Genomic DNA, 11,668 nt, shown 5'->3' with positions numbered 1-11,668 from the left:
GCTGATCGGCTTTCAGGTTCATTGCCTGGGCCAATTCCGGGTTCAGGCTGATGCCACTCAACCCCAACCAGGAGTGCCGGTAATGACCGTCTTTGATCAAAGCCGGCACCACCTTTTGCACAATGGCCGAGGGAATAGCAAAGCCAACCCCAACCGAGGCCCGGACCGGCGACTCAATGGCCGCCGTCACCCCAATAACCTGTCCCCGGTCGTTGACCAAAACACCGCCGGAATTGCCGGGATTGATCGGCGCGTCGGTCTGGATGATTTCGGGGATGGTAAAACGTGGCCCTTGATTGAGCAGCGCGCCTTCCGCACCGGCGCTAACCGGCAACAAGCGTTCCAGGGCGCTGACAAAACCAACGGTCATAGTGTTTTCCAGGCCAAAGGGGTTGCCAATGGCCACCGCCAACTGCCCCACTTTAACCTGTGTAGAGTCGCCCATTTCTACCGGCTGTAACTGCGCGGCCGGCAGGTCAACCTTGAGCACGGCCAGGTCGCTGTCGGGATCTGTGCCAACTACTTTGGCAGAAGCTATGGTCTCGTCGGCAAAAGTGACAGTGATTTTATCGGCCCCGTCAATCACGTGATTATTGGTGACAATATGCCCTTGTTTATCCCACACAAAGCCGGAACCGGCCCCATGGCGATAGAACTCCTGGGGGGCTTGTGACTGAGGCGTTTGTGGCCCAAAGAAAAAGGGAAAACCGGGAAACTGCGGCATCGCCGGAGCTTCTTCTTTTTGGGTCACTTGAATGCTGACGACCGCAGGATTGACCTGGGTGTAAATATTCTCTAACGAACCTTCAATTGCGGCTAAAGCCTCATTTTGGGAGAGAGCCGGCGCGGTAGTGGCCGGTGTATCTGAAACCGGCGGCGTTGCCTCGGCCGGTAATATCGTTTGATTGGGCAACATCGCCTCAAATGGCGCAGTCATCGCACCGCAGCCTGCCAATCCCGGCAGGAGCAGTAAGAACAATACAAGCGGTAAAATAATTTGTTTTTTCATGGTTACCTCTAATCCTTTTTCTAAGTTTTTGTAAAATGTGCCTGGCTGAGACATCTGGATGAGATTATGTTCTCTCTTCTTCAGGCCGGATTTTTGAATTTATCATATCACGTATTCGCCTGGTGTGCCTTTAAGTAAAGCTCAAAATAAACTTAAATTTAGCTTAAAGCCGTTAATTTATTGTTTTTGTTGGGGGAAAAATTTTGGGAGGATGGATTACAAAATTAATTCAAAAATGTCTGAGCAGTAACCACCAAATGAGGGGAAATTTTGAGGCCGGGGCTATTCGAGTGGCAGGCTGATTCCGCCCGCTCACTCTTTGTTCGCCAACCATTGCCGGGCTTCGGCCATACTCCGAAATACCCGCACCTCTTCCGGCAGGTCGCTGACCAACGCCTGGTACAGGTGGGAAATGCCGTAAGTGGCCGGCTGCGAGGCCACCACGGCAAAACGAAATTCGGCCCCTCGCTCCTGCCGGCGAGCTTTTAGGAACGTGACGAAGCGTTTAACGTCTGGCCATTGCTCAATAATCAACAAACAATTGGGAGCAATTCAGTTTGGGGATAAATATTGTCTCACCGCCGAGGCGCAGAGATCGCGGAGAAAAAATTCTGCGTTCTCTGTGCCTCTGCGGTGAATTTGGGAGTAGATTGCCCTGATTACATTATTAATTCAACCCGGCCCAATTACTCAGGCTGAATCTCGTACCAGATATTTGATAAAAACCCCTGCGCATCCGGTTCAACCAGTTGTTTCACAACTTCGGGCGCGCCGTCCTTACAGCGCCATTCGTACACAGTCTCGCGGCCCGTAACTGCCGCCGGAACAACGTCGGCATTGGGATTCTCCCGGCAAAAATCCGTCATTTCGGCGGTGGGGGTGCGGCTGGTGTTTGCTTTGGCCGTGCATGGCAAATTGGCCCCCACAAAACAGGCCCACACCTGGCCGTCCATACAACGCCAGGCGGTGCCTTCACTAAGCCACTCTGCCGGGGCGTCATCGGCCATATCCAGTTTTTCCCGTAGCCTGTTGATCACCGCTTCGGGCACCTCCGGGCCGGTATAACCCGTATCAGGCGCATCAATTGTGCCCACCGCCGCGCAATAAGCAAAGGGATCGGCAAACGTGTTTCCGCCCGGCGGGGCACTTTGGTCTGCGCCGCATCCCGGCAGAAACAATACCGCCGCTGCCAAACCGCCAAGCCATACCAACAACCGAATTTGATTCATTGTTTTTTCTCCTTGTCTATGTTTAGATCTGGGGCTGGCCCAATGCCTGCCCCATCTCCAAGAATCATAATCGTTTTCTAAAAAATCACAACCTCATTACTGTTGTTCCGCTGTGCGCGTCGTTCTGTTCCCCTTGAAACAAAAAAACACCCCTCTCTTCTGATGGGGTGTTTTGTGTTTGGTTCGTTTTAAGCCCGTTTAGGGCACAATAAACTCGCCGCCGTCCACGCGAATCACGTTGCCCGTCATCCAGCACGCGCCGGGACGGGAAATCTCGTAAATGGCGTGGGCCACATCGTCCGGCGTGGTCAAACGATTAAAAGGATTGCGCCGCCGCGAGAGTTCAACCCACTCTTCATTGCCGGGGATGGCCCGCAGGGCCGGGGTATCGGTGACGCCGGCCTGAATGCAATTGATCTTAATATTGCGGGGAGCCAGTTCTACCGCTAACTGGCGCGTATAACTTTGCAGAGCTACCTTGGCCGCGCTCACCGCGCCATAACTGAGCATCACCCGCTCGTTGCCCTCACTGGTCATTGAAAAAATGCGGGCGTCGTCGGCAAAAAGATTGGCCCAGGCCAAATCCTGCACCCAGTATACCAGGCTGTTGGCCATCACGTCCAGGGTCATTTCAATATTCTTCTGGTCCAGGCTTTCTTCGCGGGTTGCGCCCACCATCGGTTTGAGCGAACCAAACGCCAGTGAGTGTAGCATCACCTTTACCTTAACATTTGCTTCCAGCATGCGCTCAATAGCTTTGGCCCGTTTTTCCTGGCTGGCTGCGTTCATATTAATAAAAATAGCCTGCCGCCCGGCGTCTTCCACCTCGGCCTGTACCGCCTGGGCATTGGGCAGCGTGGCTTTGGAATCTAAATGAATGCCCACAATGTTCATTCCCCGGTGGGCCAGCACCCGGGCCGTCGCCGCGCCAAAGCCGCTGGACGCCCCCAAAATCAAAGCCCAATTGGCATAACTGATAGTTCCGTTTGGCAAAATAAACCTCCTCTTTTAGGTCGCCTCTATATCAACAGGAAAATAAAACCCTAAAGGCCATAAAAGGTTGCAGGTCAATTTATCATTTTAAGCTTAAATGAAGCTGAAAAGATTTCTGGCTATTTGACATATCCTGCTGTTGCGCTATAATGTGTTTCACCCCTAGAAACTCATTTTCCTTGAGTGAAATCCGAATAGAGCCAATTGGAAGGGCAATGCAGGCATCTTCATTACACCCAAGCTATCACATCGAAAGTCTGGCGCGAGGCCTGGCGGTACTCTCGGAATTTTCCGAAGAGAAGCCGGCGCTCAGCCTGACCGATGTGTCTCATCGCCTGCAACTCAATAAAACCACTACCCTGCGTTTGCTCTCCACCCTGGAAGCCCTGGGGTACCTGGAACGCGACCAACAAACAAAATTATATCGCCCCGGCCTGGAAGTATTGCGCTTAGGTTTTGTGGTGCTCAACAGCTTGGAAGTCAGGCAAGTGGCCGCGCCGTTTCTGCGCCAATTGGTTGACGAGGTCCAGGAAACGGTCAACATGGCCGTTTTAGATAATCATGAGGTGATTATTATTGACCGGGTGGGCAGCAAACACCTGGTCAACGTTTACCGCCCGGTCGGTTCGCGCTTGCCGGCTTATTGCACTTCTACCGGCAAAGCAATGTTGGCCTTTTTACCCCCGGAACAACTGGAAACCATCTTGGCCGCTTCCACCTGGGAACGCTACACCGAACACACCTTGCTTGCCCCGGAAGCTTTAAAAGAAAACCTGGCCCTCATCCGGGAACGCGGCTTTTCTGATAGCGACGGCGAAATGATCCCGGAGCTGCGCGACGTGTCCGCGCCCATTCGCCAGCATGATGGACAGGTAGTGGCGGCGGTTAATATTTCGGCCCCGGTCCATCGCGTGTCTTACCAAAAATTGGTTGATGAATTTGGCCCTAAAGTTATGGCTACAGGGCGGAAAATCTCGGAGGCATTAGGTTATAGAGCAAAATAGGCCGGGTAATCCGAAACGTTTGGCTATGGCCCACAAACGTAATGTTTCAGGCGTAAGGCCTCACCCCGCCTTTGTTTTACGGTTTATATCGGTACCTTATCCCTAATGAAAGGAGGTTTGTTTAAGTAAATTTCAATTTCTACCCAAATCTAAGGATAATAAAGATAAGGAGAATAACTATGAAAAAATATTTGATCCTACTCATGGTAATGTTCATCCTGGCCGTGCCGGCTGCTTCCGTTGCTGCGCCCTTATCCCAGGGACAAGACTACGTGGTTCAGGCCGATGATTGGCTGAGCAAACTGGCAGATAAGTTCCTGGGTGATGTTCTGGCCTATCCGGCCATTACCTACTACACCAACCAAAAAAACAGTGAGGATGAAAGTTACGCCAAAATCACCAGTTCCGACGTTATTGAAGTTGGCTGGAAAATTTACATCCCCACTCAAGAGGAAGCCGAAGCTTATTTTGGCGGCAGCACCCAAAGTGTGGGCGCCGGTACCATTAAAATTGGGGCCTTAGCGCCGTTGTCTGCCCCCGGCTCTGTCAGCGGCGGCACGGCTATGAAGGCAGCCATGGAAATTGCCCTGGCAGAGATCAACGCCGCCGGCGGCGTTCTGGGGCAGCAGGTGGAACTGGTATTTGTTGACACCGAAGGTTTGGCCGAACGCGGCACTTCGGCCATGCGCCGCCTGATCAACCAGGAAGGGGTTGTGGGCGTGGTAGGCGAATATCACAGCGCCGTTGGTTTGACGGCCAAAGAAGTGGCCCATGAATATGGCGTGCCCACCGTTTTTGCCGAAACCTGGAACGACACCATTACCTCGGTGCAATACCCAGAAGTTTTCCGCATTGCCCCCTTGTCGTCAGAAGTGGCTGCGGTTGACGCCAACTTCCTGCAATCCATTGATGCCAAATACGTGGTTATCATGACTGAAAACACCGGCTATGGTATTCCGGCGGCTGAACAAACTGCCGAGCAATTGGCCTCGCGGGGCATCGAGTCGGACACCTTCTTTGCCGATATTGGCACGCTCGACTTTGCCGCCGTGATTGAGCGCATTAAAGCCGGCCGCGCGCCCGATGCCATCTGGGTGCTGCTTACGGGCGAAACCTCGTTCAACTTCCAGCAGCAAGCGGCTGAAGCGGGAATTGGCCCCCAAAACCTGGTGATGATCTGCAACCAGGCCGCCGCCGACAGCGACGCCTACTGGGCCGCCGTGCCCGACGGCAACCTCTGTCTCTGGCGCCGCATTGGCCTGCCGCAGCAGTTGTGGACCGACGAAACCACCGCCTTTGCCGCCAAGTATAAAGAAGCAACCGGCAAAGAAGCGCCGGAGTCCTTTGCCATGGAGGCGTACGACTCGCTGAAGATTATGGCCCAGGCCATCAACGAGGCCGGCTCCGCCGACCCGCAGGCTATCATCAACGCCCTGGAAAACATCACTTACAAGGGCGCGTTGGGCACCATCACCTTCCCGGTAAACGCGGCCAATCCGCCGGACGCGGCCGGTAAGGATCCCAAGTGGTGGCATCAATTCCCGGACCCGGCCATCACCATGGTTCAATTCACCGAAAAGGATCAGAAAGCTTCGGATGTACAGGTAGTTTTTCCCGACGCTTACAAAACCGGGGATTTAATCCGGCCCTGACCATAAGTTCAAGTTGGGCAGCTCCGCTTAACCGGGGCTGCCCGTCCCTGATGGATTTTACTGAACACCAAAATTCTGCAAAAGAGAGGATTCTCTTTTATGGAGGCAAGTCCACTACTGCAACAAGCGTTCAATCCCGGCGCCGCGCTGTTGATTTTTCTCTGGGTAATTCTCTGGGGCATTATCGGCGGTGTAGTCACTCCCCGTATTTACCGCCGTAAAGACCTGGATGCTTCAAACGCCCTGTTGTACGGGGCCATTGCCGGGGCAGGCACCGGCCCAATTTTACTGGCCTATCTCTGGCTAAAAACCCCGGAACTCAGATGGCCCTGGATTGCAATTCCCTCTGTCACCACTCTGGCGCTGTTATACTGGGCTTTTGCCGTTTATAATCCCACTAACCTGTGCGTCACCGATGGCACTTACATCGTCAGCCAGGTGAGTAACGGCGTCTTGATCGGTATTCTTTATGGCATTATCGCCATTGGCCTGACCCTGATTTTTTCGATTTTGGGCATTGTCAGTTTTGCCCACGGCCAGTTTTATATGATTGGCGGATACATGGCCTTTTTTGCCATCAACCAGACCATGGGGGTTGGTCTAAATCCCATCATCGGCATTGTTCTGGCCGGCCTGGTGACGTTTGTTATTGGCGCCATTTTTGAACTGGCGCTGCTCCGCCCTATGCATTTGGGCAAGGTCGAGCGCCCTGGCGAATATGCGATTTTATTAACCTTCGGTCTGGCCTTTTTTCTGGAGTATACCGTGCTGGCCACACTGGGAGCCAATCCCCGCAAGCTGGACCCCTTCTTTAACCTGGGCACAATTACGCTTGGCCCCGTTTCGCTGCCGCCCTCACGGGTTATTGCCGCCGGAATCGGCCTGATTGTGCTGGCCATCTTACTCTGGTTCCTCAATTACACCTGGCTGGGCAAAGCCCTCCGGGCGGTGAGTCAAGATAAACAGGCGGCGGCAGTGGTGGGCATCAATCCGCTAACCATGAACACGTTGGCCTTTGGTCTGGGCGCAATGTTGGCTGGATTGTCCGGCGCGGCGCTGGTGCAGGTGTTGGCCTGGGTGCCCAATATTGCGCCGCTGGCCTCGGCTCGTTCCTTTGTGGTGATCGTGTTGGGGGGGATGGGGTCGCTGCCCGGCGCAATGGTGGGCGGTCTGATTATCGGCGTAGTTGAGTCATTGGGCGTGGGCTGTTTCCCCGATGTGAGTCGCGCGCTGGCCTATCAACAAGTGTTTGGCATGATCATTTTTGCCATTGTGTTGCTGCTCAAACCCACCGGGCTGTTTGGGAGGGAGCTATGAGAAGATACATCGCTTATGGAATTGGTTTGGCCCTCATTGTCATTCTGGCCCTGGCGCCGCTGGCTTACGATATTTTTCCTTTTCTGCCGGTTGGCCTGATCAATGATTACACTCTGCACATTCTCATTATCGGCTTTTTTTACGCCATGCTGGCCTCAAGTTGGTCCTTGTTGATGGGCTACGGCGGCCAATTCTCCTTTGCCCACATGGCCTTTGCCGGCATCGGGGCCTATACCACCGGGCTGTTAGGGCGTTACCTGGCTACCCATGCGTTGACCGGCATTATTGCCGGCACTTTAATGGCTGGACTTTTTGGCCTGGTGATTGGCATGCTGGTATTGCGCCTGAGAAAAACTTACCTGGCCCTGTTCACTATCGCCTTTGCCGAAATCCTCCGTTTGATCTTGAGCGCCGAAAAGGATTACACCGAAGGGCCAAACGGGCTGCCGCTGGAGCCTCTTTTTCCCAACGGCCTGGAACTGGGCCGGTATTACTTTAGCAAGGTCAGCGTTATCCCGCCCTATTACGTAATGTTTGCCCTGATGCTTATCACCCTGGCCCTGATGTCCTGGCTGGCCGCCTCTCGTTTTGGCCTTTTTCTTAAAGCCATCCGCGAAGATGAAGAAGCCGCCGCCGCCCTGGGCGTGGACGTGGTGCGGTATAAAGTGCTGGTGTTTGTGGTCACCAGTATGGTGGCCGGGCTGGCCGGAGCCACGCGGGCCCATTATGTAACCGTGATTGCGCCTAACGACATCATCATCTTGTGGATGAGTATTGTCATTACCATGTCGGTGCTGGGCGGCATCGAGAGCCTGACGGCTTCGGCCATCGGCGGCATTGTTGTTTTTTGGGCGTTGGAATACCTCCGCTCTGACTTCCCTTTGACTACAATTACCGCTGTCCTCATGACCCTTGTTTTAACAATTGTCATTTTCCAATTGGCGCGTTACCTGGCCCGAAAATATATTGGCCCGCTCAAAGGTACGCTCAACGCCGCGGTAGGGCTGGTTTCATTTATCCTCTCTTTACTGACGGCCTACTTCACCGCCGAGCCGGTCACCACCCTCATCTCCTACACCTATTACGACCTGACCGGCGCACTGCCCTCCGGCACTGTAGATATGAGCGCCTGGCGGCTGGTCTTTTTTGGCCTGGTGTTGATGTTCACCCTGCGGTTTTATCAAAACGGATTATTGTATCCCCTGATGCAGTATTTCTTCCGCACTGGCGATATCCGGGCGACGGTGGCCAAACGTGAGGCAGCCGGCGAAATGGCCAAAGCGGAGGCAAGCTCATGAATCAACAAACCAGAGAAATTCACCTGCGCGTGCGTAACCTATCCAAAAATTTTGGCGGCTTACAGGCAGTCTACAATGTCTCCTGTGAAATCAACGGGCCGGAACTCATCGGCCTGATTGGCCCCAACGGCGCGGGTAAAACCACCCTGACCAATCTTATTGACGGCGCGTTGAACCCATCCAGCGGCACCATTTATTTTAACGGCAAACGGATTGACGCCCAAAAACCCTACCAGATCGCTCGCTTGGGAGTGGGCCGTACCTTTCAGGTGACCCGCGCCTTCCGCCGTATGACGGTTTTGGAAAATATGCTGGTGCCGGGAATGGCTCTGCACACTACCGCCCGCCGCAAAGAGGTTGAAAAAAAGGCCTGGGAGGTGCTGGAGTTTCTCACCTTTGAACACCTGGCCTACGATTATGCCCGTAGTCTTTCCGGCGGCCAGCAGAAATTACTGGAGTTAGCCCGCCTGCTGATGCTGGACCCCTCGATCATCATCCTGGACGAGCCGTTTGCCGGAGTGCATCCCAAACTGATGGAAAAAATCTACGAATATATCACCACCATCAACGCCCAGGGCAAAGCCTTCATCATTATCAGTCACGATATGGACACCATCTTCACCTTGAGCAAACGTTTGTGGGTGCTCAACTATGGCCAACTCATTGCCGATGGCGACCCGGAAGTGGTCCGCCACGACCCGGCCGTAATCGAAGCCTACCTGGGTGAAGAAGAAGAAGTGGTTGATGTCCATCAGATGGTGGAAGAAAGAGCAGAAGAGGAAGGAGAGGTGTAACCAATGGCCAATGCCACCGCAACCCCGGTTTCTGCAACAGGCCCGGCCGGCCGCGCCGCCAGGGATAATGGCGCCGTTGACCCGGCCTCCATCATTTTGGATATCCAGGACCTGTCCGTGGGCTATTATGAAGACCTGAACATTTTGCAGGGCGTTAATATTAAAGCCCAACGCGCCAAAATCACCGCTATTTTGGGCGCTAATGGCGTGGGTAAATCAACCTTGCTAAAGGCCATTTACGGCTTTCTCAAACCCAATCGGGGCCAAGTAATGCTGGAAAGGAAAAACGTGGTGGGCACGCCCACTCACAAGCTGATTGGCCGCGGCCTGGCCTACATTCCCCAGCATCCCGGCATCTTCCGCTGGATGAGCATTGAAGAAAACCTGGAAATGGGCGCGTACACCTTCAGGGGCGATAAAGCCCGCATCAAGCGTAAAATAGACGAGGTGTACCAACGTTTCCCGGCCCTCAAAGAACGCCGCAAGTCGCTGGCCGGCAACCTCTCCGGCGGGCAGCAGCGCATGGTAGAAGTGGGCCGCACCCTCATGACCGATCCCAAAGTGATGCTGGTTGACGAACCAACGGCCGGCCTGGCCAAACTGCTCTCAGAAGAAGTTTATGAACATCTGGTAAACCTGAAGGAATCCGGCATCACCATGCTTTTAGTTGACCAAGAAATCCGCCAGGCCCTCAAAATTGCCGATTACGTTTACGTGTTGGAATTGGGCCGCAACAAGTACGAAGGGCCGGTAGACCAATTCACCGATCCCCAAGACCTGAAAAAAGCGTTTTGGGCTTGAATAAGGTAGTCCATAGAGGGGTCTGTCTCAATTTCTAGACTATAGGGACAGGACATTGTCCTGTCCCTATGGCCAAAATTTTGGGACGCGCCCTTTTTTTATGGGATTTTTTTTGCTTCCCGACATTCTGTGCTATACTTCACGTTTTAACTTGATCCACCCAATTGTCACCTGATGGAGGCTACTGATGGAACGATTTAAACCCCTGCGCTTCTCCCGAGCCGGCCTACGCGGACTCAAAGTTTCGGCCACGCTGTTTATTAATGAACAGGTCCGCCAGATGTGGGACGAAGGCCGCGAAGTGTATCACCTGGGGTTTGGCGAGTCTCGTTTCCCGGTTCACCCCAAAATCGCCGAGGCTTTTCAGAACAACGTGCAGCAGCGCAGCTATCTGCCGGCTTTGGGCCTGCGAGAATTACGGGAAACGATTGCCGACTACTACCAAGAAAAATTCCAGATACCCGTATCACGCGACCGGGTGGTGGTTGGTCCCGGCAGCAAGTCGTTGCTCTATGCCTTGATGTTGGCCCTGGGCGAAGAGATCATTCTGCCGCAGCCCTCATGGGTTAGCTACGCGCCCCAGGCCCACCTGCTTGGCAAACCTGTCACCTGGATTCCCACCCTTCCCGAGAACAACTACAATATAGAAATTGAGGTGCTGGAACAAAAAATTGCCGAGTCTCAGCAAAATTGGGGCAATCCAGAGGTGCTGGTCATCAATAGCCCCAACAATCCCACCGGCGCCATGATGCCGCCGGCAACCATAGAATATTTGGCCGATTTTGCCCGCGACCAGGGCTTGATGGTGATCAGCGATGAAATTTACGCCCTCATCACGCACGGCGATATTCCCCACGCTTCCATTGCCCAATACTATCCCGAGGGTAGTATTGTGCTGGGCGGTTTGAGCAAACATCTCTCCCTGGGCGGCTGGCGCTTTGGCCTGGCTATTCTGCCACCGGGACGCGCCGGCAAAGCCCTGCGCCAGGCCATCCAAAATATCGCCAGCAGCATTTGGTCTTGCGTTACCGCGCCGGTGCAATACGCCGCCCTGGTCGCCTACAGCGGCGATCCTGAAATAGAAGAATACATCGAGTTATGCGCCCGCGTGCACGGCCTGCGCACTCGCTATCTGTACGATATAATGATTGAACTGGACGTGCCGTGCGTGCAGCCAACCGGCGCGTTTTACGTATTTCCCTCGTTTGCCAAATGGAAAGAGCCGCTGGCCCGGCGAGGCGTGGAAACCAGTGACCAGTTGGCCCTCTACCTGCTGGAAAATTACGAACTGGCCACCCTGCCCGGCACAGCCTTCAATTGCACGCCCGAAAATTTATGTTTGCGCCTTTCTTCCAGCTATGCGGATGCCGGCACCGATAAAAAAGCCGAAAAATTACTTAAAACATTCAAAAAAGACCCCGATCCTGAACGTTTTATTGAAGACTATCACCCCCGTATGCACAAAATAGCCGGACGTTTTGCCGATTTTATTAATGATTTGAATAAAGTATGAGTTACGCAGTTCATGTCATTTCGATGAGCGAAGCGAAGAGAAATCTCCAATTTGGCCG

Annotated in this window: 11 protein-coding genes; 7 read left to right on the top strand and 4 right to left on the bottom strand. The window is 53.7% G+C overall.

What is annotated here, in order from left to right; all coding sequences use genetic code 11:
• The 4 genes from JW953_17230 to JW953_17215 form a co-directional block, all read right to left on the bottom strand.
• A partial coding sequence (locus JW953_17230) for a trypsin-like peptidase domain-containing protein (protein MBN1994444.1) occupies positions 1-1,009 on the bottom strand: 1,009 nt, incomplete at its 3' end.
• A gap of 312 nt (positions 1,010-1,321) precedes the next feature.
• Positions 1,322-1,543: a hypothetical protein gene (locus JW953_17225; GenBank protein ID MBN1994443.1), complete on the bottom strand. Its 222-nt coding sequence runs from the start codon at positions 1,541-1,543 to the stop codon at positions 1,322-1,324.
• A gap of 152 nt (positions 1,544-1,695) precedes the next feature.
• Positions 1,696-2,238 (bottom strand): hypothetical protein, encoded by a 543-nt coding sequence (locus JW953_17220; GenBank protein MBN1994442.1) that lies wholly within the window; start codon positions 2,236-2,238, stop codon positions 1,696-1,698.
• A gap of 198 nt (positions 2,239-2,436) precedes the next feature.
• Positions 2,437-3,195, bottom strand: coding sequence for an SDR family oxidoreductase (locus tag JW953_17215; protein MBN1994441.1), 759 nt, complete (start codon positions 3,193-3,195; stop codon positions 2,437-2,439).
• A gap of 251 nt (positions 3,196-3,446) precedes the next feature.
• Here JW953_17215 and JW953_17210 point away from each other — a divergent pair, with 251 nt between their 5' ends.
• The 7 genes from JW953_17210 to JW953_17180 all read left to right on the top strand — a co-directional run bounded on the left by JW953_17210 (position 3,447) and on the right by JW953_17180 (position 11,610).
• Positions 3,447-4,235 carry an IclR family transcriptional regulator gene (locus JW953_17210; GenBank protein ID MBN1994440.1) on the top strand — a complete coding sequence of 263 codons (789 nt, stop codon included), beginning with the start codon at positions 3,447-3,449 and terminating at the stop codon, positions 4,233-4,235.
• Positions 4,236-4,414: 179 nt separating this feature from the next.
• The gene (locus JW953_17205; GenBank protein MBN1994439.1) at positions 4,415-5,887 is read left to right on the top strand and encodes an ABC transporter substrate-binding protein; all 1,473 of its coding nucleotides are present in this window, start codon (positions 4,415-4,417) and stop codon (positions 5,885-5,887) included.
• A gap of 99 nt (positions 5,888-5,986) precedes the next feature.
• Positions 5,987-7,204, top strand: a complete 1,218-nt coding sequence (locus tag JW953_17200; GenBank protein ID MBN1994438.1) for a branched-chain amino acid ABC transporter permease — start codon at positions 5,987-5,989, stop codon at positions 7,202-7,204.
• Positions 7,201-8,502, top strand: coding sequence for a branched-chain amino acid ABC transporter permease (locus JW953_17195; protein MBN1994437.1), 1,302 nt, complete (start codon positions 7,201-7,203; stop codon positions 8,500-8,502). The genes JW953_17200 and JW953_17195 overlap by 4 nt, the downstream gene beginning before the upstream one ends.
• A complete protein-coding gene (locus JW953_17190; GenBank protein ID MBN1994436.1) occupies positions 8,499-9,296 on the top strand; it encodes an ABC transporter ATP-binding protein in 798 nt (265 codons plus the stop codon). The genes JW953_17195 and JW953_17190 overlap by 4 nt, the downstream gene beginning before the upstream one ends.
• Positions 9,297-9,299: 3 nt before the next feature.
• On the top strand, positions 9,300-10,097 hold the full coding sequence (locus JW953_17185) for an ABC transporter ATP-binding protein (GenBank protein MBN1994435.1): 798 nt from the start codon (positions 9,300-9,302) through the stop codon (positions 10,095-10,097).
• A 187-nt stretch (positions 10,098-10,284) separates the two neighbouring features.
• Positions 10,285-11,610 (top strand): aminotransferase class I/II-fold pyridoxal phosphate-dependent enzyme, encoded by a 1,326-nt coding sequence (locus JW953_17180; GenBank protein MBN1994434.1) that lies wholly within the window; start codon positions 10,285-10,287, stop codon positions 11,608-11,610.
• Positions 11,611-11,668 lie beyond the last annotated feature (58 nt).

It is taken from the genome of Anaerolineae bacterium, from assembly GCA_016931895.1.
Taxonomy (GTDB): Bacteria; Chloroflexota; Anaerolineae; order 4572-78; family J111; genus JAFGNV01.
The sequence above is the reverse complement of the archived record's forward strand: the minus strand, read 5'-3'. Positions and strand labels throughout refer to the sequence as shown.

Bases quoted from the DNA above. Each gene is read 5' to 3' on its own strand.
- JW953_17185 (MBN1994435.1), top strand. From the start codon at position 9,300: ATGGCCAATGCCACCGCAACCCCGGTTTCTGCAACAGGCCCGGCCGGC.
- JW953_17195 (MBN1994437.1), top strand. From the start codon at position 7,201: ATGAGAAGATACATCGCTTATGGAATTGGTTTGGCCCTCATTGTCATT.
- JW953_17180 (MBN1994434.1), top strand. From the start codon at position 10,285: ATGGAACGATTTAAACCCCTGCGCTTCTCCCGAGCCGGCCTACGCGGA.
- JW953_17210 (MBN1994440.1), top strand. From the start codon at position 3,447: ATGCAGGCATCTTCATTACACCCAAGCTATCACATCGAAAGTCTGGCG.
- JW953_17200 (MBN1994438.1), top strand. From the start codon at position 5,987: ATGGAGGCAAGTCCACTACTGCAACAAGCGTTCAATCCCGGCGCCGCG.
- JW953_17220 (MBN1994442.1), bottom strand. From the start codon at position 2,238: ATGAATCAAATTCGGTTGTTGGTATGGCTTGGCGGTTTGGCAGCGGCG.
- JW953_17205 (MBN1994439.1), top strand. From the start codon at position 4,415: ATGAAAAAATATTTGATCCTACTCATGGTAATGTTCATCCTGGCCGTG.
- JW953_17190 (MBN1994436.1), top strand. From the start codon at position 8,499: ATGAATCAACAAACCAGAGAAATTCACCTGCGCGTGCGTAACCTATCC.